The 21,324-nt window shown below is 43.2% G+C and carries 17 protein-coding genes; 9 read left to right on the top strand and 8 right to left on the bottom strand.

Features of this window, described 5'->3' with window-relative positions; translation table 11 throughout:
• Positions 1–42: 42 nt before the first annotated feature.
• The gene (locus tag L2717_RS02205; RefSeq protein WP_220773475.1) at positions 43–279 is read right to left on the bottom strand and encodes a hypothetical protein; all 237 of its coding nucleotides are present in this window, start codon (positions 277–279) and stop codon (positions 43–45) included.
• 174 nt (positions 280–453) lie between these two features.
• Here L2717_RS02205 and L2717_RS02200 point away from each other — a divergent pair, with 174 nt between their 5' ends.
• The 4 genes from L2717_RS02200 (at position 454) to rlmM (ending at position 3,706) form a co-directional block, all read left to right on the top strand.
• Positions 454–1,365, top strand: coding sequence for a transcriptional regulator GcvA (locus L2717_RS02200; RefSeq protein ID WP_248937968.1), 912 nt, complete (start codon positions 454–456; stop codon positions 1,363–1,365).
• Positions 1,346–2,020 carry an alpha/beta family hydrolase gene (locus tag L2717_RS02195; RefSeq protein ID WP_220774302.1) on the top strand — a complete coding sequence of 225 codons (675 nt, stop codon included), beginning with the start codon at positions 1,346–1,348 and terminating at the stop codon, positions 2,018–2,020. Before L2717_RS02200 ends, L2717_RS02195 begins: the two co-directional genes overlap by 20 nt.
• A gap of 28 nt (positions 2,021–2,048) precedes the next feature.
• Positions 2,049–2,441, top strand: coding sequence for a DUF423 domain-containing protein (locus L2717_RS02190; protein ID WP_076496856.1), 393 nt, complete (start codon positions 2,049–2,051; stop codon positions 2,439–2,441).
• Between the two features lie 179 nt (positions 2,442–2,620).
• Positions 2,621–3,706, top strand: a complete 1,086-nt coding sequence (gene rlmM, locus L2717_RS02185) for a 23S rRNA (cytidine(2498)-2'-O)-methyltransferase RlmM (protein WP_220774303.1) — start codon at positions 2,621–2,623, stop codon at positions 3,704–3,706.
• 167 nt (positions 3,707–3,873) lie between these two features.
• Here rlmM and L2717_RS02180 read toward each other — a convergent pair whose 3' ends face one another.
• The gene (locus L2717_RS02180) at positions 3,874–4,881 is read right to left on the bottom strand and encodes an isocitrate dehydrogenase (RefSeq protein ID WP_220774304.1); all 1,008 of its coding nucleotides are present in this window, start codon (positions 4,879–4,881) and stop codon (positions 3,874–3,876) included.
• Positions 4,882–5,133: 252 nt separating this feature from the next.
• Here L2717_RS02180 and L2717_RS02175 point away from each other — a divergent pair, with 252 nt between their 5' ends.
• Positions 5,134–7,968 carry a S9 family peptidase gene (locus tag L2717_RS02175; RefSeq protein ID WP_220774305.1) on the top strand — a complete coding sequence of 945 codons (2,835 nt, stop codon included), beginning with the start codon at positions 5,134–5,136 and terminating at the stop codon, positions 7,966–7,968.
• Positions 7,969–8,091: 123 nt separating this feature from the next.
• On the opposite strand, the gene L2717_RS02170 is transcribed toward L2717_RS02175, so the two are convergent.
• The 5 genes from L2717_RS02170 to L2717_RS02150 all read right to left on the bottom strand — a co-directional run bounded on the left by L2717_RS02170 (position 8,092) and on the right by L2717_RS02150 (position 14,753).
• Entirely contained in the window at positions 8,092–8,514 is a 423-nt protein-coding gene (locus tag L2717_RS02170; RefSeq protein WP_248937967.1) for a DUF3192 domain-containing protein, read from the bottom strand.
• A gap of 114 nt (positions 8,515–8,628) precedes the next feature.
• Positions 8,629–9,411, bottom strand: coding sequence for a flap endonuclease Xni (xni, locus tag L2717_RS02165; RefSeq protein ID WP_220774306.1), 783 nt, complete (start codon positions 9,409–9,411; stop codon positions 8,629–8,631).
• A 63-nt stretch (positions 9,412–9,474) separates the two neighbouring features.
• On the bottom strand, positions 9,475–10,830 hold the full coding sequence (gene ppnN / locus L2717_RS02160; RefSeq protein WP_220774307.1) for a nucleotide 5'-monophosphate nucleosidase PpnN: 1,356 nt from the start codon (positions 10,828–10,830) through the stop codon (positions 9,475–9,477).
• Positions 10,831–10,886: 56 nt separating this feature from the next.
• The gene (locus L2717_RS02155; protein ID WP_220774308.1) at positions 10,887–12,443 is read right to left on the bottom strand and encodes a GGDEF domain-containing protein; all 1,557 of its coding nucleotides are present in this window, start codon (positions 12,441–12,443) and stop codon (positions 10,887–10,889) included.
• A gap of 153 nt (positions 12,444–12,596) precedes the next feature.
• A complete protein-coding gene (locus tag L2717_RS02150; RefSeq protein ID WP_248937966.1) occupies positions 12,597–14,753 on the bottom strand; it encodes a tetratricopeptide repeat protein in 2,157 nt (718 codons plus the stop codon).
• A 134-nt stretch (positions 14,754–14,887) separates the two neighbouring features.
• On the opposite strand from L2717_RS02150, the gene L2717_RS02145 reads away from it, so the two are divergent.
• Positions 14,888–16,699, top strand: a complete 1,812-nt coding sequence (locus L2717_RS02145; RefSeq protein WP_220774576.1) for a M61 family metallopeptidase — start codon at positions 14,888–14,890, stop codon at positions 16,697–16,699.
• A 171-nt stretch (positions 16,700–16,870) separates the two neighbouring features.
• Here the strand turns inward: L2717_RS02145 and rdgC are convergent, their stop codons facing one another.
• Positions 16,871–17,785 (bottom strand): recombination-associated protein RdgC, encoded by a 915-nt coding sequence (rdgC, locus tag L2717_RS02140; protein WP_220774577.1) that lies wholly within the window; start codon positions 17,783–17,785, stop codon positions 16,871–16,873.
• A 291-nt stretch (positions 17,786–18,076) separates the two neighbouring features.
• On the opposite strand from rdgC, the gene L2717_RS02135 reads away from it, so the two are divergent.
• The 3 genes from L2717_RS02135 (at position 18,077) to phoR (ending at position 21,301) form a co-directional block, all read left to right on the top strand.
• Complete coding sequence (locus tag L2717_RS02135) at positions 18,077–19,045, top strand: porin (protein WP_220774578.1); 969 nt, start codon at positions 18,077–18,079, stop codon at positions 19,043–19,045.
• 186 nt (positions 19,046–19,231) lie between these two features.
• On the top strand, positions 19,232–19,921 hold the full coding sequence (gene phoB / locus L2717_RS02130; RefSeq protein ID WP_220774579.1) for a phosphate regulon transcriptional regulator PhoB: 690 nt from the start codon (positions 19,232–19,234) through the stop codon (positions 19,919–19,921).
• A gap of 81 nt (positions 19,922–20,002) precedes the next feature.
• Positions 20,003–21,301, top strand: coding sequence for a phosphate regulon sensor histidine kinase PhoR (gene phoR, locus L2717_RS02125; RefSeq protein WP_220774580.1), 1,299 nt, complete (start codon positions 20,003–20,005; stop codon positions 21,299–21,301).
• The last annotated feature ends 23 nt before the right edge of the window (positions 21,302–21,324 follow it).

Below are 21,324 nucleotides of genomic sequence, written 5' to 3'. Positions count from 1 at the left end.
CTTTGGGTCACTTTTATAAAATAACCTGAAATTTGTTATCAACTAGTCGGCTTTAACAACTTGCGGGGTGGGAATCGCATCATCTTCAGCAATCAACAGGGTGGCTTCTTGCAGTAGTTCTTGATGCATTTTATCCATCGCGGCACTTAAGTCTGCAGTAATACTTGTTTGTAAGTCGCTAGTATCGATGACGATTTCATCAACGAGCACATTAGCATTGGCATTAAAACTGAGTGCTGAGATAAAGACTAACGCAAACGCCGATTTTACATTGAACATAGTCGCCTCCGGGCTGACAAAATGACCTTGTCAGACATTCCCATCACCGATTCGAGATTGTCTAACGTGTGTTTCTCTGGCACAAAATTTAACCAAAATAGCTGGCCTTTACAAACAATTAAATGTAACAATAAGGATTAGAAAAACTAATTAAAAAATGAGATAGAGATCACGATGTCAAGACGATTACCACCGCTGAACGCGGTTAAAGCATTTGAAGCCGCGGCGCGGCACTTGAGTTTTACCCGAGCGGCGGAAGAATTGTTCGTTACCCAAGCTGCGGTAAGTCATCAAATTAAGGCATTAGAAGATTTCCTCGGATTAAAATTATTTCGCCGAAAAAACCGTTCTTTATTATTAACCGAAGAAGGGCAGAGTTACTTTCTTGACATCAAAGATGTCTTTATTCAACTCGCCGATGCCACTGACCGACTATTAGCCCGCAGTGCTGTAGGCTCGCTCACTGTGAGTATGTCACCGAGTTTCGCTATCCAGTGGTTAGTGCCTCGTTTAGCCAAGTTCAGTGAAAAAAATCCTGATATTGATGTACGCATTAAAGCGGTCGATAGTGAGTCGAGTTCTTTAACGGACGACGTCGATGTCGCCATCTATTATGGTTTAGGCAGTTGGCCTGGTCTGCGCGCTGATAAGCTCAGAAACGAAGTGCTTATTCCAGTGTGTTCACCCATGTTACTCAATGGTACAAAGCCACTATCACAACCGAGCGATTTGAAATATCACACACTCTTACATGACATGAACCGTCACGATTGGCAGGCATGGTTTCGGCAGTGTGGGATTACTGATATTAATGTGAACCAGGGGCCGATATTCAGTCATTCATCTTTGGTATTACAGGCCGCAGCCCATGGTCAAGGTGTGGCATTAGGCTATAGCGTACTGGCACGTCCCGATATTAAAGCGGGGCGACTTGTGTGTCCATTTGAAGAAGTATTGGTGAGTAAGGATGCATACTACTTAGTTTGCCATCAAAACCATGCTGAGCTGGGTAAAGTAGTGGCGTTTCGTGAATGGATGTTAGATATGTTTGCCGAGGAGTCACGTAGTGAGTTGTTGCCCGGATAAGCCCAGTTATATCGTAGACGGGCTGCCTGCAAGTAGCTTGATTTTATTTGCCCATGGCGCAGGGGCTAACATGGACTCAGATTTTATGCAGGCGATGTCGGCGGGGCTTGTAGCTAAGGGTTTTCAAGTCATGCGCTTTAATTTTCCCTATATGCAGACGAATGCTGTTGACGGTAAAAGACGTCCACCGGACCGTACACCTAAATTACTCACTTGTTTGACACAGATGCTCGATATTGCTCAATCATTGCCAGCAGTTGAGCGTGTGATACTGATGGGGAAATCTATGGGCGGACGCATGGCGGCGCTATTAGCGTGTGATCCTGTATTAGCCGCGCATATCGATAGAGTGATTTGTTTAGGTTATCCCTTTGTACCGCTTAAAGGCGGCGATCCTAGGTTGGAGCCGTTGAATGAATGCCAAGTTCCTGTATTAGTCGTGCAGGGCGAGCGGGATAAGTTTGGTGGCAAAGAGCAAATACCGAACTGGCCGTTGAAACCCGAGATTAAACTCGCTTGGTTAACTGATGGTGATCATAGTTTTGTCCCAAGAAAGTCGTCAGGTACTACAGAAGCCGCTAATCTTGCACGTGCCATTGATTTATCGAGTGATTTCATTGGTGAGCAGAATGTTGCTTGCATAAATATTGAATGAATTAAGTCTATTTCAGCAGGAGTGTTAAATGCGTAAAGGTTTATTATTACTTGCCGCCATGAGCGGATTTTTAGCGGTTGCTTTAGGCGCTTTTGGTGCCCATGGCCTTAAGGCTGTAGCACCACCAGACTTAATTGAAGTGTTTAACTTAGGTGTGCAATATCATTTCTATCATACTTTTGCCTTGGTTATGGTCGCGTTTTCGGGCCAATGGTTGACGTCACGTTTGTTGGACTGGGCGGCATACCTATTTATTGTGGGTATTATGCTATTTTCTGGTTCGTTATATGGATTGGCACTTATCGGCACTAAATGGCTTGGGCCCATTACTCCAATTGGTGGCGGGTGTTTTCTACTCGGTTGGTTGTTATTTGCTGCGGCGGTATGGCGTCATAAAGTGGTGGATGGTCATGAATCTTAATACAAAATAATAAATCCCGTTTTAAAGCTTGAAAATTAGCTTAAACGTTTTAATCGGTAAGATACCTACGCCCTGTTTGCATTGACGGCAAATAGGGCATTTTTTTAGTTAAATTGCTATACTGGCGCCCAAATTGATAGTCAGCCAGAACTTTGGCTTGGATTTCTCAGGGATCCCCCATGAAAAACCTATTTTTATTTTGCCGTGCTGGCTTTGAAAAAGAATGCGCGGCAGAAATTCAGCAACGCGCCGCAGAGCTTAATGTGGGCGGCTTTGTTAAAGCGAACAATAATGACGCTTATGTGGTATTCCAAGGCTTTGAAGACGATGCAGCTGAGGCGTTAGTTAAGCAATTACCACTCGCTTCATTAATTTTTGCTCGCCAAATGTTTGCCGCCAGCGATTTATTAGTCGATTTGCCAGAAAATGACAGAGTGACGCCAATCGTTGCCGCCTTAAGCGATGTCAGTAAAGCGGGTGAATTACGCGTTGAAACGCCAGACACTAACGAGGCCAAAGAGTTATCGGCCTTTTGTCGTAAGTTCACCGTACCGTTACGCCAACATTTGAAAAAGGCAGGCAGTTTGCTCGCCCAAGAAAATCCAAAACGTCCAATTATCCATGTGTGTTTTGTGGGGCCGGGTCGTGCTTATGTGGGATATTCTTATAGTAATAATAGCTCTCCCCATTTTATGGGTATTCCACGCCTAAGAATGGCGGCAGATGCACCGAGCCGTTCTAGCTTAAAGCTTGATGAGGCCTTTGGTCAGTTTGTGCCCAAAGAAGAGCAAGAAGAGCGAATTCGCAGTGGTATGAACTCAGTCGATTTAGGCGCGTGTCCTGGCGGTTGGACTTATCAACTTGTGCGTCGCGGTATGTTTGTCTCTGCGGTAGATAATGGCCCTATGGATGAGAAGTTAATGCAAACGGGGCAGGTGAAACATTTCCGTGAGGACGGTTTTCGTTTTGAGCCACAGCGCAAAAATATCTATTGGTTAGTGTGCGACATGGTTGAAAAGCCCGCGCGCGTAGCCGAGTTGATTGAAGCATGGGCGATTAATGGCTGGTTTAAGGAAGCCATATTTAACCTTAAATTACCGATGAAGAGTCGTTATAAAGAAGTCATTGCGATTCTTGAAACTATGCAGACTATTTTAAAAGAAAATGGTGTTACCGATTTTAAAGTACAGTGTAAGCATCTTTACCATGACCGAGATGAAGTGACTGTGCATTTATGGCTGCGTCCAAATACTGCGTGGAATTAACCCCTGCGATTATCTTGCACTAAATTGACGCAGGTTTAAAAAGTGACATAACAAAAAGCCCCAAAGGAAACTTTGGGGCTTTTTAGTATCTGTTCATCTGAGTTTTAAACCGAAGCTTAAGATTGAACAGGCGCGTTATAGATTAGTCTGTAACGCACTAGACATTATTACAGACGCTCAAGTACCGCTTGAGTGAAATCAGTCGTGCCGTGTGTACCACCTAAATCGTGAGTTGTACGGTCACCTTCTGCAATCACTGCCGATACGGCTTTACGGATTTGCTCTGCTTTGTCAGCCATGCCTAAGTATTCCAACATTTGGATAGACGCTAAAATGACTGAGGTTGGGTTTGCCAAATTTTTGCCAGCAATATCAGGTGCACTACCGTGAACGGCTTCAAAAATTGCTGCGTCACGGCCAATGTTTGCACCGGGTGCCATGCCTAAACCGCCGACTAAACCTGCACACAGATCCGATAAAATGTCACCAAACAGGTTAGTTGTGACGATCACATCGAAGTTTTCTGGATTCATGACTAACTTCATACACGTTGCATCGACAATCATTTCTTCTGTTTTGATGTCAGGGTAACGTAGGCTCACTTCACGGGCCACTTTCAGAAACAAACCTGAGGTTGACTTCATGATGTTAGCTTTATGAACGATAGTGACTTTTTTACGGTTTTCTTTACGAGCCAGCTCATAAGCGAAAGTGGCGATTTGCTCAGCACCTTGACGCGTAATAACACTGGTCGCTTCAGCCGTTAATCCATCTTCAGACACTTTTTGACCGAAACCTGAATACATGCCTTCGGTGTTTTCACGGACTGTGATGATATCGATATTTTCGTAACGAGCCTTGGTGCCTTTGAAAGATAACACTGGGCGCACGTTAGCATAGAGACCGAATTTTTTACGCAAAGTGACGTTGATTGAAGTAAAACCTTCACCCACAGGCGTTGTTAGCGGACCTTTTAGTGTTATGCGGTTTTTTTCAATCAGATCCAGCGTGCGCTGCGGCAGTAACTCACCTTGTTTTTCAAGTGCTGTAAGGCCGGCATCAGCAAATTCATATTCAAAATCACAGCCTACTTTATCAAGAATTTGTAAGGCTGAATCAATGATACTTGGGCCAATTCCATCACCTGGAATTACGGTTATCGTTCTTTTTGACATGGAGAAGTCCTTCCACGGTTCGTGGTTACTGCAATTGTCTGCCCCAGGTTAACTGGATGACAGGACTATGAAATGGGTATTTTTTCTGCGCATTATTTTACCCACCTTTGATCAAACTTCACAGGGAATAGTGAGTAATATCACGATTTTTTATATGGTATAACTTGTAAAAAGATGAGCTTCTCACCATGATGGAAACCCAATGGTTAAAAAGTCTACTTTAGTCTAACAAATATATAAAAGAGGAAGACATTGAAGTTAATATCTATTACATCTGCGATGCTATTGTCTATCGGGATATTGCCGCCAGTACTAGCGGAAAATAGTACTAAGCCGCTTACCTTAACTGACATTATGCATTTTGAATCCCTCGGTAAACCGGTTATTTCAGATAAAGGACAGGTTATCGCGGTTGAGTCATCGCCTGATCGTGGCAATAGCCATGTCATTGTAAAAAATATCTTGTCGCAACTAGCCTATCAAGTTGCTGGTGGCTCAGATCCGCAAGTGAGTCATGATGGTCGTTATGTTGCTGTGGCGGTCAAACCGAGTTTACTCACGCTTGAAACGAGTGATGCTAAAGCGAAGAAAAAGCTTAAATCTGCCATGGTATTACTTGATACCCAGACGGGCACACAAACTCGCTTTGAGCGCGTGCAAGAGTTTACCTTTAGTGACGAAGGTAAACATCTGGCTATTTGGTTTGAAGCCGATGACGAGTCCAAAAAAGAGGCAGAATCCAAAGCCATAGAAACATTAGTCGAGGTCGGCACTGCAAGCATAGCAAAACCGGCGAAGCCAAAGGTGGATAAGTTTGACCAAGGTCGTCGTTTTACTTTGCTCAGCTTAGAAAATCAAACTCAGCAAATCGATATTGAGCAGGTTACCGGTTATGTATTTGATAAAGGTAACCGCAGGCTGGCATTAGCGGTAAATGATATTGCCAATAAGCAACATCAGTTGCAGTTAGTCGATTTAAATACCAATAAAAAAACAGTTGTCTTTGACTCACCTAGCCAACAGGTTGGGGCTTTGGCATTGGCTAAAAATGGCCGTTGGCTGGCGTTTACTCAAGGTAAAGATAGTGAGTTGCCCCATGGTCGCCGCTATCAGTTATCCTTAGTCGATTTATCATCGGGCAAAATCAATAAAACTCCAGAGTCGCCCGAATGGAAGCTCAATCGTTATACTCATTTAAGCTTTTCATTGGACAGTGAGCGGCTGTTCTTCGGCCGTGTGCCAGAGGTGAGTCAGCAGCTGAGTTTGCAGAAAATCACCGAAGAAAAAGATTTATTCGATGCTGATATTGTTACCGCGCAGCGTGGACTTAAGGTGTGGCATGGTGATGACCCACGTATTAAACCCCATGAAATCAAGCAATATGAAGACGAGCAAAAGCGCAGCTATCTTGCGGTATTGCATTTAGGCTCCAATAACCTAGTGCAACTTGGTGATAAAACCGTGCCGGATGTGACGATTTCACAGCACAAGCGTTTTATGTTGGCCAGTTCCGATTTGCCCTATCGCAAGATGGCAACCTGGGCGGGGTTTTATCAAGACTATTATCTGGTTGATATTAATACTGGCCTCAAGGTGCCATTTTTGACCCAGCAGCCAAGTGATGCTGAGCCAAGCTTATCGGGTAATGGTAAGTATGTGGTCTATTATCAGCAGGGTAATGTGTATCTTTATGATATTGAACAGGCGCAACGTTCCAACTTAACCAGATCTTTAAAGGTCAGTTTTGCCGATGAAGATCACGATTATCCTTCTAGCGCGCCGGGATACGGGTTTGGTCCTTGGCTTAAGGATGACACCGGGATATTGGTTTATGACAAATATGACGTTTGGCAATTTAATACCGAATCTAAAGCCGGTTTTACCTTAACTGAGGGCAAAGGTCGCGCTCATAAAATCCAATATCGGCTTGAGGGCTTAGTCGATAAGCCCGACGAGCCGACAGAGCTTGCCTACAACGCAACCATTTTACTTCATGGTTATAGTGATAAAACCAAAGCTGATGGGTTTTACCAAGCAAGATTGGGCGAGGCGGGCATTAAGACACTGATGCAAGGCGAATATAAGCTGACTGTATTAGGCCGCAGTCACGATGCAGATACGATAGTGTTTTCTAAGGAACGTTTTGATTTATTCCCCGATTTATATACGGCCAGTTATAGCGCGCCGCAAAATGCAGTTAAGCAGACTGATTTAGATAAGCAGCGCCAAGCGTTTAATTGGAGCCAAGCTGAGTTAGTTCACTGGACCAATGGCGATGGTAAGCCGTTAGATGGTGTGCTGATTAAGCCGACTAATTATCAAGCGGATAAGCGCGTTCCTGTATTGGTTTATTACTATCGCTTTATGACCGATAGACTGCATGCGTTTCCGCAAATGAACATCAACCACCGACCTAATTTTGCTTGGTATATCAATAATGGTTATGCGGTATTCCTGCCTGATATCCGTTTTGAGATTGGCTACCCTGGGGCAAGTTCAGTACAAGCGCTGACATCTGGCGTGCAAAAGCTCATTGATATGGGCGTTGCCGATCCCGATGCCATTGGCTTGCAAGGTCATTCTTGGAGTGGTTACCAAACAGCGTTTGCCATTACCCAAACTAAGATGTTTAAGGCAGCAGTAGCCGGTGCTCCTGTGGCTAATATGACCAGCGCCTATAGCGGTATTCGCCATGGTACGGGAGTGGCGCGTCAGTTCCAGTACGAAACAGGCCAGAGTCGTATTGGTGCCAGTTTGTTTGCTGCACTGCAGAAATACATTGAAAACTCACCGGTATTTTACGCTGACCGTATTCAAACGCCTTTAATGATTATGTTTGGTGATAAAGACGATGCTGTGCCTTGGGAACAAGGTGTTGAAATGTACTTAGCCATGCGCCGCGCGGGTAAAGATGTGGTGTTCTTACAATACGAGGACGAGCCACATCATTTGAAAAAATACCCTAATAAACTCGATTACAGCATTCGTATGATGCAGTATTTTGACCATTATCTGAAGGGGACACCTGCACCCGCATGGCTCAGTAAAGGTGAAGCTTACGTCGAGTACAAAACCGATGATGAATAAGCTGCCCGCTGACATTTATCGAGTTTATAAGTGAGTTACTACATCACCACTAAGTGACTTCTCGATTGTGAATACAAAAACGCCACCTATTCGGTGGCGTTTTTATGTTTTTATTCGCTGTGTTTATTCGTTAGTTAAGATGTTGTGGGGTGAGCTGAGCGTCGTGTCTGTGCCCACATCAAAATATTGCTTATAGGTATCTTGGCCCCAAGCGATTAATTTATCATTTTCAAAAATGAGTGGGGTGCATTCTTCTTTTGTCGTCACTCCATCTGATTTGTCATGATGGGTGCGATAAAACATTATCTGTAACTTAGTTTCTTTTAATGCTTTTGCCTCGGAAAATTCGGCTTTACCCAGCAATTTTTTTACTGAGATAATATCTTGTCCTAGAGTTAAATCGCTCATTTTTTGGCTGTTGTAAACCTGTCTGTCTTCCCAATTCATATCATCGGGTGTCGGTTCATAAACCAGTACAACTACAGCAACAAAGGCAACATAAGCGGCAAAAATACTACCGATAATGACCGATATTTTTGATTTCATTTTATCGTTATTTCCTTATCTCATTCGATGAGTGATTTAAGCTAGTCCATAAAATACGTTGTTACTGTTCTTAGGTAGATGCGTTGTTGTAACTGAGTTAACAGAAGTCTAGTCCTAATTGTTGGGGTTTTCAGGCGGGGAATGAATAACACGAAAATCTTTTAAATTAATACTAAGCGGTAAGTCCGTTTGTAGTTGCGCTAACTTATAGCTCAGTCTAGCCATCTCTTTTCCTTCGGCGAGTTTTTTCGCCTGCTTAGCGCCTAAGTTTGATAATGATGAAAACAACGTGGGTAGAGTTCTGAAGGTTTTCAATAATTCGGCTGCAGATTTAGGGCCAATACCGGCAATCCCAGGAATTTTATTACCACTATCACCTGCGAGCGCCATTAAATCTAGAAACTGACTACGTTCGACACCAAACTTGCGCTCAAGCGCGGCAATATCAAGGTATTGCTGATTAAAATGATCCCACTGAGTGATATGGCGATGGTTGAGTTGGCTAAAACCTTTATCGGTGGACACAATAATCGCTTCACCTTGGGCTTTAGCCATTTTTATTGCCAGTGTTGCAATCACATCATCGGCTTCAGCAGCGGCATAAATTGAGCCTATATTTAACGCACTTAAGTGCGCTTGCAGCGCCGCTAAACCCATTGCCAACGGTTCAGGCATAGGTTTTCGGCCTTTCTTATAATCGGGGTAAAGTTGTTTGCGCCAGGAGATTTCATCACCGTCCCACACCATAGCCACATGCGTTGGGCGATGGACTCGCAGCAGTTTAGAGCACGCCAGACTTACGCGTTCCGTCAAACTTTGCATATCAGTGTCATCTGGGATCGCCGCATAGATGCGGCGAACCAAGTTGAGAGCATCGATGATTAAAAACTTGTTCATGGTGATGTGCTTATTTCACTCGCGACTTTATTTTATTGTTTATTCAATGGTGTATTTTACGGCTTATTTGACTATCTGGTAACAAGGAACATAGGCACTGCCGGGAAGTTTCATTCTTTGTTGTTGTACAAATGCACTCAAGAGTTTATCCATCATGTCCATGAGTTTCGGATCGCCTTTCAATTGGAAAGGGCCATCGTGCTCAATCTGTTTGATGGTGTCCGATTTAACGTTACCCGCCACTATACCCGAAAACGCTTTTCGAAGATTGGCTGCAAGTTTTGCTTTATCGGTTTGAAAGTGTAAGTCTAAATTTGCCATCACTTGATGACTTGGGATGAAAGGCAATTGAAATTCTGCCTCAATTTTTAATGCCCACTGATATTGATAAGCATCGCCGGTTGAGCGGCGATAAGCTTTGACTTGCTCCATACCTTTTTTCATCAACCGCGCCACTTCAGTGGGATTGTCTATAATGATTTGGTACTTCTTCTGCGCCTCAGAGCCTAAGATTGAGCCGATAAACTCATCAATTTTAATGAAGTAATCGGCACTTTCTAAGGGGCCGGTGAGTATCAGTGGATACGGAGTGTCTTGATTATCTTCATTTAGTAAAATACCCAATATATAGAGTAATTCTTCAGCCGTGCCAGCGCCACCGGGGAAAATAATAATACCGTGGCCTAAGCGTACAAAGGCTTCAAGGCGTTTTTCGATATCGGGTAAAATCACCAGTTCATTGACGATTTGATTGGGGGGCTCAGCGGCAATGATACTTGGTTCAGTCAAACCAATATAACGCGCATTTTTAATCCGTTGCTTAGCATGGCCAATTGCCGCACCTTTCATTGGGCCCTCCATCGCACCGGGGCCGCAGCCGGTACAAATGTCGAGTTCCCTTAAACCAAGCTGATAACCTACTTCACGGGTGTATTGATATTCGATGGCATTAATACTGTGTCCGCCCCAACAGACGACCACATTGGGATCTTTCATGGGGGCAATGGCACGTGCGTTTCGCAGAATATCGAAAACTACATTAGTAATGTGGTGAGCATTGGTTAGGTTGATGTGCTCTAGTGCGCTATATCTATCGCTAATATAAAGGATGTCGCGTAAGACAGAGAAAAGATGCTCTTGAATGCCGGTGATAATTTGGCCATCAACAAAGGCTTGTTCGGGGGGATTAACTAGCTCTAATTTAACACCGCGTTCTCGTTGTAATACATGGATGTCGAAATCGTGATATTGCTCAAACAGGGCTTTAGAGTTATCTGTTTTTAAACCTGCGGCAAGTACCGCTAATGAGCAGCTGCGATATAGCTGGTATAACGGGCTTTGGGCACTTTTTTTGAGTCGATCTACTTCCAGTTGTGAAAGCTGATCCATACTGCCTTTAGGGCTGACTTTTACTATCATTTACCACTCCTTCGTGTTGACAGGAGTGATAAGGGAAAACGTATAGTGAGGCTTAATTATACGTCAATCACAACCCTGTCTCTGCTTTCGTGTTTTGCTTTATAGAGCGCTGCATCGGCACGTTCGAAGGTCTCATGTATAAGCTCGCTTCCTATCACTTGTGCAGCACCTATAGACACTGTAACCGTAATTCTCTGATTCTTAAATTTAAATGGTATATTTTTTACTTTTTCACGCACTCTGTTTAAAAGTTGAGCAATATCAGCTGGAGCGACATCAGGCAAGAGGAGTACAAACTCTTCACCGCCATAACGAGCCACAAACTCAGTGTTACGTAGTGAGTTTTTTAATGCCATCGCAATGACCTGCAGGGTTTTATCACCTGTGCTATGACCAAAGCTGTCATTAATGGCTTTAAAATGGTCTATATCAGCAATCGCTACCCATAACGGTGTTTTATGGCGCTGATAGTTACGATATTCCATGTCCATGCGTTCTTCTAAGGCAGCACGGTTAGGCAATTGAGTTAAGCTATCGAGCAAATTAAGTTTCTGTTGTTCGAATAAACGCTCTTTATAGGTGTTTGCCTCATAACTTAATTCATTGAGCTCTTTACGCATGGTCTCCATTGATTTAAGTAACAGTGCTTGATCTCTTTGTTCTAAGGCTTCTTTACGGGACAATGTTGAACGGATAGAAACCAACTGAGTTGTCAGCTGGGCTTTCAGTGCAACGATATCGTTAGACTCAATAATGAATTCACCGACGTTATCGACGTAGGTGTTAATCTCCCGATTAAGTTGTGTTTTGAGTTGGAAGCTACGTTGATTGCGATTATAGGAATCACTGACCACTTCACGTACTGCCGCTAACGCATCATTGAGTGCAAATAAAAACTCTTGTGATGCTGACTTTTCACGGGCAATGTTATCGAGTAACAAAGCTAAAATGGTGTGGTATGCATCGAGTAAAGTATCAATTTCAATTTCAGAGGCAAGTATTTCTTTAATCACTAATACTTGTTCACGCTGATCTTTGCGAAACTCTATTTCTGAAATCATTTGTGCTAGCTCATGGGCTAGCTGCCGGTGTTTTGGCTGCACATCAAGTTGTTCAGACTCACCAAATTGTTGTTGTAATATCGTTTCGTAGAAACCAATAATCTGTTTAACTTTAGGAATATATTCCCACAGTGTATGAAAAGGCTTATCTAGATCTTGCTTGAAGTATTTAATTTCTTTTTTGAGCTGTTCGGGGGCCGAATTAACGCGTTGAAGCTGACGGATAACACGAGCCAAACATGACCGACTCTCTTCGAGTTGTATCATGGCATGATAGTATTGGCCTTTTAACAGACGTTCGACATCCACTAATTCAGGTAACGCCTCATCGACTCGTTCAAACGTATTTAAGTTATGACGAAGTTTGGCAAGTTTATTATCCAGCTCAAGATTTTGCCCTTTGCAGGCGAGACTTAAGTGACCAATAAATTGCAGTAGTATTTGTAACTTTGCATGTCTATCTTCATTCACTTCATCAAGGGCAAGTTTTGCCGAATGAAGTTTCTGTTGCAGCAAAGCAAGTTGTGAAACCGTAGCGCCTGAATCCTTCATCCTGAGTATTGTCCTAACTCTATAAGGCTAAAAAACATGACGATCCTTTGTCTTGAGATTAGCGGTTAACTCATATGCTACTAATATTATAACACGAGGCGTAGAGTGCAAATGCGATTTAACGATGACTCTGTGATTAATTACTGATATTGATCAAATATTTTCCAGTAATTGTCGGTTTTGGTTGTTTTCCCAGCAAGGCCAGCGAATATCCTCTTTAGTCCCGTTGGTTTCTAATCTTATTAAGCCCCGTTCGATACCTTTTTCAAGGTGTAAAAATAGCGGATTAGCAAATAAGCTCAAAGGTACAAAATCGAGCGCTCTGAAGGCGACATAATAGTCATTATCTCCTTCTAAACTGCAAGCACATGCGAGAGCCATTTGTACCGCTTCAAATTTTAGCTTAGCCGCCATTTTGATTTCTGATTTGGCCAAAAAGGGTAAATGTGCAAAACCTAGGCGCAAAGGTTGCTTTATTTGCTGTTGATCAAGTGTATGCCGTATTTGCTCAATCACTTGCATGGGCTCTATCGCTTGCTTGAACCTAATGGCAAATACGCCTTGGCGAATCACATAAACCGGAGTATCTAATGCTTCAGCTAATAGTTTGGTAAATTGTACGGTCACGGTATTACTAAAGTATTGACCATAGTCTAAATCGGTCGTGAGCAGTGTGGGAAAAGCAATTAATCCTAATGCTGCAGTGGGTTCTTGATGATGGCTCAAATGGGCCAATAACGCCGTATAGCCTAAATGATGCGTAAAAGGGTCTTGCAAAGTTAATTGAGTTAACGCTGTGTTTTTAGCCGTAATCTTGCGTCTATGATGTAGTGTAAAGCCAATGACGACCAATAAAATACCAATGACAATACTACTTATTAGCAGTAACATCTTGATGTTACTGCTTTCTTTTTCTGCCAGCGTCAGCTTTCCTTGCAGCATGTTGAGCTCAAGTTTGAGTTGCTGCTCCGCAAGGGCTGAGGCCGGTGCGGGAGTGTCTTTATCTGCTTCATCGACTGTTTTACCTAACTCAATAATACGGTTTTGGGCGTCGATAGTTTGCGTTAACTCACCCAGCTTTTGAGCTGCGAAGGCGATAAGCGTCAATGCAGACTTTTGTTCATCGATGAGTTTTATATCGACGGCTAAGGCTAATGCGGCCTTCGCATGGTTCATCATCAGTGGCCAATCTTGATTGCTTTGCGCGATTTCGCCAATGAGCAGTTCGTTATAAACCAGATAGTGATAACTTTGTTTTTCTTTGAATATTTGGTTAGCCATCAGTAAATATTTAAGGGCGTTAACATTGTCATTAATATTTGAATAAGCTTGCCCTAGATTATGGAAGTTGAGCCCTTGAGCGATATAGTTACCGCGTTTGGCATCTAATTGCTGAGCATTAAGGTAATAATCGATCGCTTTATTCCAATCACCTTGCTTACCATAGACTATAGCGATGACGGTCATACAGCTTGAAAGATAAGTATCATTACCCATTTTTTTAAAGCCTGCTGCGGCTTCGTGGGCATTTTTAAGAGCTTCATCCCACTGCTCTAAATCGCGATATACCTTTGATAGCTGCAGTTGAAGATGGGTTTTCATCAACGGATAGTTAGCGCTGTTTGAAATACGAACCGCCTCACTATAATGCTGTAATGATTTAGTCAGTTGCTGATTAAAATGGTAATAAAACCCAAGCCTTGCTTCAGCCGCAGCGATTAAGTAATCGTTTCTGAGCTTGTAAGCAATGTCGCGGTAAGTATGAAAATGCATCAAGGCGGGCACTTCTTGGCGGATTAATAAATGTAATGCACCTAAGTGTTCGTAAATATTGTGTTTTAAAATTAGTGTATTAACGTCATAACTATCGTTAATACGGGTCAGAGCTTGGTTGTATTGACCGATTGCTTCTTGATATTTTTGTTCCGCACGGCCAAGGTAGCGACCATATAACATTGCCACGGCAGCTTGTTCATAGGGCGATTGTGCTGCTTTTGTTAGCAATTCAATGATGTTTTTGGCGTCTTTTATACCGCCGTTGGTTTTGACGTTATGCTCCATATTTAATCGAGCCAGTAAATACAATATATGCTCAAAATCGGCTGTACTATAGCCTTGTTCTTTGGCTACACGTTCAAATTGCTCACGGTTTTGAAAAATAATGGGAAAGGAAATCGATTGGCTCAGCACGTCATACATTTGCTGTGGTGTTTCCCTTAACTCAACTTCATCAGCTTCAAAATCTCTGCTTTGTACGCTAAATGAAAGCGACAGTAATAAAGTCAATAAAATAACCGTGAGTTTTTGCATTTGAGCCGTGGTTCCTCATTCCTCAAGTCAAGGAGCTTATTTTGTTAGCTTTTGTTAGCGCCTAATGAGGATGCTACATCGACTTGTTATACTTGGGAAAATTATAAGAAGCATAATAACAGAAGGAAGCAAGAGTGGAAGCTAGCAGATTATCTATATTGATATTAAGTGCGTTATTTTCAGGTCAAGTCTTGGCCGATGTGAAATATCAAATCGAGCTCGTTAAACCCGAGCATCATATTGCCCAAGTCAGTGTGACTTTTCCTGAAGTGAATACCACCGATTTTACGGTTAACCTGCCAGTGTGGCGCACGGGCAAATATCAAGTATTGCCTTTGGCCGATGGTGTGCGTTTATTTAGCGCTAAAGACAGCCAAGGCGATGAACTGCCTTGGAAACGCACGACAAGTGGAGAGTGGCAAGTTGCGCTCAAGCAGCCAACCCGCGTGACCATTAGTTATCAATTGCATGCCAATGAATTAGGCCAAAGAGTGCGCCATATAGATGCGAGCCACGCTTTTTTAGATGCCAGTGGCGTATTTATGTATAGCCCGCAATTTCGCGCGGAGCCCATTTCCGTTCAATTAAATGTGCCTGAAACTTGGCAAAGTTACTCTGGGATGTCATCGGGTAAGGCCGCTCATTCCTTTATTGCCCCTAATTATGGTGTGTTGATCGACTCCCCGATTGAAACTGGTGTGAGTACCCATAAACAATTTAGTGCTAATGGTAAAAACTATGAATTGGTGTTTTGGGGGGAGGGGAATTATGACGTCGAAAAAATCGTTAAGGATTTAACCGCCTTAAGCGGTCAAGCCAAGGTGATTTGGGATGATTATCCTTTTGATCGTTACATGTATATGATGCATGCAACGAGTGGCGCCAGTGGCGCGACAGAACATATAAACTCTACTGTTATCCAATTACCGCGTTTTAGTTTCCGTGAGCGCAAAGATTACCTGCGCTTTATCGGTACAGCATCCCATGAGTTTATTCATACTTGGAACGTGAAAGCGTATCGTCCTGCGGGGCTCGTGCCTTACGATTATCAGCATGAAAATATGACCGAATTATTGTGGATGGCTGAGGGCTCCACTAGCTATTTCCAAGGCCAGCTACTGCTACGTGCAGGGGTGATGACGCCTAAAGAGTTCCTCGAAGACTTAGCTACACGTGTTGAAAAAAACCAACTCAATCCAGGGCGCGAAACCCAATCTGTAGCCGAGGCAAGTGCTGGAGAGTGGAGTCGCACGGGCGGCGATTATGCCATTAACCACAGTGTGAATATCTATTCTGAGGGTTACTTAACTTCTTTAGCGTTAGATTTCTCGCTGCTACAAGATACAACACTTAAGTATTCATACCGCGATGTGCATCGCCGTTTATATCAAGAACACAGTGTGCCAAAGGGCTATGGTGTTAGCGATGTGCAGCATATCCTCAAGGATTTATCCGGCAAAGATTATGCGCCTTGGTGGCAGGCACACGTAAATAGCCCAATGAGTTTAGATTTCCCGGCGCTGTTATCGCAGGCAGGGTTAGTGATGTCCTATGGCAAAGATTCAAAAGCTGAAGCCTTTGCGGGCATGACGTTAAGCAGCATTCATGGATCTTTAGTACTAGATCAAGTGCTACGTAATGGCCCTGCATGGCAAGCGGGTATCGTTGCAGGTGATGAAGTATTAGCCATCAATGGCCTTAAGGTGACGGCATCAGGTTTTGATAAGCGCATCAACGATTTTAAGGCTGGCGATAGCATTGAAGTGACATTGTTTAGTAACGATAAAATCAAACAAGTTAAGCTCACTCTGAGCAACCAGCAAAGCGGTGCACTGGTGCTAAAAGGGGAAGCTAAAGCCACAAAGCAGCAAAAAGCCTTCTTTAAGGCTTGGTTAGGCATTGATTGGCCATTTGATAATAAAGGCGAGTTAGCGACTAAAGCTTAATGTGGTTAGGACTTCATATTTAGCATCTAAATGCCTTTGTCTTAAAGCCACCTAAAGTAAAATCGTCATAAAAAAGGCGCAACCATTATTTTGATGGGGGCGCCTTTTCTTATCTTGTACGGTTCAGTCTAATAAGCGAGTTGCAGATCTCGTCTGCTTAACGAGTTTTGCTTAAACTTGTGCGTCTTCGAGTCCACCAAGGGCGGCCACGAGTGCATGCATCAAGGCGACTAACTCGCTGCCCATTAAGGCAAAATCAGCATCTAAACGGGCCATAGGATCGTCAGTGCCGACTTCATCGTTCCCAGCTCTAAATTCTTCAGAGAATTTAAGGCGCTTCACGCTGGCATCCGATTGCAATAATAGTGCAATCGATTGACCAAAATGCAGCGCTAACTTATGTACTTGCTTGCCTGTTGCTAGGTGAGCTAATACTTCGTCTTCTTTTAAATCTTGCTGCTTAAAACGTACAATTCCACCTTCATCAGCTTCGGATTTAAGTTCAGCTTCATCTTGCATTTCAAAGGGTAACGGCGCGCTACCTAACTTTAGCCATTCAGTTAAATTGGCTTCAACTGGCGCTTTAAAGCTCAATGGGATCACAGGTAAACTTCCCAGTGCTTTACGCAATAACGCTAATAACTCTTCAGCCTTAGTGGCACTTGAGCTGTCAACGAGGATCATTTCTAATTCTGGCAAAATCAAGGCGTGGGTTTGGCTACGGCGCGAGAAAGCACGTGGCAGTAGGCTAGTGATGATTTCATCTTTCATCGCATCTTTTTCTTTTTTCGCCAGTTTGCGATTTTCTTCATCTTCAATGAGCGCAACTTTTTCTTCTAAGGCTTCTTTGATGACTTGGCCAGGAAGAATTTTCTCTTCTTTCGTCACACAAATTAGATGACGATTGCCAGCGCTATGCACTAAAGAACTGCCTTTTTTACCTAACGCGTTAGAAAAACCAAATTTACTGACATCTTGGCTTGAACATGGCGAAAAAGTGAAATCGGCCAACGCGGTTTCTAGCGCTTCGGTTTCGACGGCAAAAGGTTTATTGAAACGATAAAGAGTAAGATTTTTAAACCACATAAGAGGCGCTCATTGAAAATTAAAGAGGCAGTTTACGGCATAGTTTGGACGGGGTAAACCTGTGTTCGACAGCTAACTTTTAGCGGCAGATCAGAATTCATCAAACTGTAATATAAAGGGGGCTTCAGCTGCAGCCTGCATTTTTACTGGATTCTCTGCCAAGTTTCGCGTCAGCTTTTTTATCTTGCAAACTAAACCGTCACAATTGAAATAAAACTGAAACACATTCATTGCACACTTTCGGTCGTTCCAAACCAATAACCAAGACGAACATAACGTCCAAAGGATTAAATGATGAACGTTTTTAGTAAAACTCTACTTGCTTCTGCGCTAGCCTCTGCAACTCTGGCTTCAGCTTATGCCGCTGAGCCACTTACTGTTTATGGTAAGTTGAATGTCACTGCTCAATCAAATGATGAGAAAGGTGATGCTACAACAACGATTCAAAGTAATGCTTCTCGTTTTGGTGTGAAGGGTGATTTTGCGCTGTCTAGCTCGCTAGAAGCTTTCTACACAGTGGAATATCAAGTTGATACGGGGGCAGCATCAAGCGATAACTTCACTGCACGTAACCAATTTGTTGGTTTGAAAGGCGCCTTTGGTTCCTTCTCAGTGGGTCGTAATGATACCTTGTTGAAAATTTCTCAAGGTGATGTCGATCAGTTTAACGACCTTTCAGGTGACTTAGGTAAGCTGTTCAAGGGGGAAGTTCGCGCTGCTCAAACGGCGACTTACCTTACGCCTTCCTTTGGTGATTTTGTCTTCGGCGTTACCTATGTTGCTGAAGGCAATGATGTAAAAGGTCAATTTGCTCAAGATGGTTTTAGTGTGGCGGCCATGTATGGTGATGCGAAACTGAAGAAAACACCCGTTTATGCATCTCTTGCCTATGACTCAGATGTTTCTGGATATGAGATTGTTCGTGCCAGCTTACAAGCTAAGTTAGCCGGTATTAAACTGGGGGGTATGTACCAGCAACAAGAACAAACCTATAAATATGATTCAGTAACATCGATGCCAGTTGAAGTCACAGCAGAAAGTGCTAACGGTTATCTATTAAGCGCAGCCTATGATATCGATGTGGTTACTTTAAAAGCTCAGTTCCAAGATATGGAAGACCTTGGTGACTCATGGTCGGTAGGTGCCGATTACAGCTTAGGTAAGCCAACTAAACTATTCGCTTTCTACACGAACCGCTCGTTAGAGGCGTCTAACGATGATGATAAATATATCGGTGTTGGCTTAGAGCACAAATTCTAAATCCAGCATTAAAACTCAATTTAGGAGGCATGCAGCCTCCTTTTTTATTGCTATAAACAAACCGTTATATAAACTTATTGTGACAATTATTACGACTAAACGACTTTAATCGTGCACTTATTCATAAATCTGTAATAAAAATGACGAATAATAGCTGTGTTGACATTCACTGACAGAAAATCACTTATGACTGCAAGGATATTGATAGTTGAAGACGAGTTAGCGATCCGTGAGATGCTGACTTTTGTAATGGAGCAGCATGGGTTTACCACCTCTGCCGCAGAAGATTTTGATTCGGCTATTGCACTACTAAAGGAGCCTTACCCTGATTTGATTTTATTAGATTGGATGTTCCCCGGTGGCAGTGGTATTCAACTGGCGAAACGTTTAAAGCAAGATGAGTTTACGCGCCAAATCCCGATCATTATGCTGACCGCTCGTGGTGAAGAGGAAGATAAAGTCAAAGGCCTTGAAGTTGGTGCTGATGACTACATTACTAAACCTTTTTCCCCTAAAGAACTGGTTGCCCGTATTAAAGCGGTATTGCGGCGCAGTGCACCGACTCGTTTAGAAGACACCATTGATGTGCAAGGATTGATGCTTGATCCTGTGAGCCACAGGGTGAGTGTGGGGGAGGCTGTGTTAGATATGGGCCCAACAGAATTTCGTTTATTACACTTTTTTATGACCCACCCTGAACGTGTCTACAGCCGCGAACAATTACTCGATAATGTATGGGGCACTAACGTGTATGTTGAAGACAGAACCGTGGATGTGCATATTAGACGGCTGCGCAAAGCTGTTGAAGAATACGGACATGACCGCTTGATCCAGACCGTTCGTGGTGCTGGTTATCGTTTTTCTACGCGCATCTAGTACCAAATAAGTGATAGGTGCAAGTTAGCTTTTAAGCTATCTTGTGCTCCTCTTATTTAGATAAGATGTTTGGGTTTATTTATGTCTAATGCTTATTCTGGGTACCGGTTGTTTACGCGCTTAGCTGTGTTTTTACTGCTTTGTGCGTTTATAGGTTTATTGATAGGTAAGCCCCTCTGGATACTTATTATTGGCATGCTAGGATTAATTATCTGGCATTATCGGCAGCTATCTCGGCTTAACTTTTGGTTATGGCAAGATAGAAAACTCACACCGCCGCAGGGCAATGGGAGTTGGGAAGGGGTGTTTAACGGCATTTATCGCCTTCAGGGGAAAAATCGTCGACGAGTTGGTCAACTCGCGACATTACTGGCGCGATTTCGCCAAGGTGCAGAAGCCCTGCCAGATGCCGCTGTAGTGCTCGACTCAGAGCATAATATTTTATGGTGCAATAAGTTAGCGCAACTTATTCTCGGCTTTGTTTGGCCACAGGATAATGGTCAGCGTATTGATAACTTGATCCGTCATCCTGACTTTTCCGCTTATATTAAAACTGCACAATACCAAGAGCCACTGGAGTTGCCCTCGCCTGTGTCTGAAAGGCGGTTACTCGAAATTCGTATTATGGCTTATGGTGATAGGCAATTACTGCTCATTGCGCGGGATATTACCCGTATACGTCAGCTTGAAGGCATGCGTAAAGAGTTTGTCGCCAATGTGTCACATGAGCTGAAAACGCCGCTGACTGTGCTGCAGGGTTACCTCGAAATGATGCAGAGCATGGAAGAGGCCGATTCACTGAATATTAAGCCGTTGATATTAATGCAGCAGCAAACAAAGCGTATGCAATCAATGGTTGAACAGCTTTTAGTACTATCGCGGATTGAAGATGCAGCGGATATTAACCTTGAGAATACGGTTAATATGAATCAGTTAATCGAGGTACTTAAGGAGGAAGCAAAAGCATTAGCACAAGACAGATACGAGCTCAATTTCTATTGTGAGCCGGGTCTTAATCCCCATGGGAATGAATTACAACTGAGAAGCGCTTGTTCTAATTTGATTTCTAATGCAATTCGTTACACAGAACCCGGCGGTAAAATCACCGTGCAGTGGCGCAGTGTTGCAACTGGAGGGCTCTTTAGTGTCACCGATACCGGTGAAGGTATTGCTGCGCAGCACACAGGACGATTAACTGAGCGGTTTTATCGGGTAGACAGTGCGCGTTCAAGGCAAACGGGCGGCAGTGGTTTAGGATTGGCGATAGTTAAACATGCACTGAGTCACCACCATAGTGAGCTTAATATCCAGAGCGAAGTAGGTAAGGGTAGTATTTTTAGTTTTGTGATCCCGCAGCATCTTATCGAACGTAAAAAATAAAAATCTAGTTTTATATTATCAAT

The organism is Shewanella glacialipiscicola, from assembly GCF_023283485.1.
Classification (GTDB): domain Bacteria; phylum Pseudomonadota; class Gammaproteobacteria; order Enterobacterales; family Shewanellaceae; genus Shewanella; species Shewanella glacialipiscicola.
This window is presented reverse-complemented; position numbering and strand designations above follow the sequence as displayed.

Bases quoted from the DNA above. Each gene is read 5' to 3' on its own strand.
- L2717_RS02180 (WP_220774304.1), bottom strand. From the start codon at position 4,881: ATGTCAAAAAGAACGATAACCGTAATTCCAGGTGATGGAATTGGCCCA.
- xni (WP_220774306.1), bottom strand. From the start codon at position 9,411: ATGAACAAGTTTTTAATCATCGATGCTCTCAACTTGGTTCGCCGCATC.
- rlmM (WP_220774303.1), top strand. From the start codon at position 2,621: ATGAAAAACCTATTTTTATTTTGCCGTGCTGGCTTTGAAAAAGAATGC.
- L2717_RS02190 (WP_076496856.1), top strand. From the start codon at position 2,049: ATGCGTAAAGGTTTATTATTACTTGCCGCCATGAGCGGATTTTTAGCG.
- phoR (WP_220774580.1), top strand. From the start codon at position 20,003: ATGTCTAATGCTTATTCTGGGTACCGGTTGTTTACGCGCTTAGCTGTG.
- L2717_RS02205 (WP_220773475.1), bottom strand. From the start codon at position 279: ATGTTCAATGTAAAATCGGCGTTTGCGTTAGTCTTTATCTCAGCACTC.
- L2717_RS02155 (WP_220774308.1), bottom strand. From the start codon at position 12,443: ATGAAGGATTCAGGCGCTACGGTTTCACAACTTGCTTTGCTGCAACAG.
- L2717_RS02135 (WP_220774578.1), top strand. From the start codon at position 18,077: ATGATGAACGTTTTTAGTAAAACTCTACTTGCTTCTGCGCTAGCCTCT.
- phoB (WP_220774579.1), top strand. From the start codon at position 19,232: ATGACTGCAAGGATATTGATAGTTGAAGACGAGTTAGCGATCCGTGAG.
- rdgC (WP_220774577.1), bottom strand. From the start codon at position 17,785: ATGTGGTTTAAAAATCTTACTCTTTATCGTTTCAATAAACCTTTTGCC.
- L2717_RS02170 (WP_248937967.1), bottom strand. From the start codon at position 8,514: ATGAAATCAAAAATATCGGTCATTATCGGTAGTATTTTTGCCGCTTAT.
- L2717_RS02150 (WP_248937966.1), bottom strand. From the start codon at position 14,753: ATGCAAAAACTCACGGTTATTTTATTGACTTTATTACTGTCGCTTTCA.
- ppnN (WP_220774307.1), bottom strand. From the start codon at position 10,830: ATGATAGTAAAAGTCAGCCCTAAAGGCAGTATGGATCAGCTTTCACAA.
- L2717_RS02200 (WP_248937968.1), top strand. From the start codon at position 454: ATGTCAAGACGATTACCACCGCTGAACGCGGTTAAAGCATTTGAAGCC.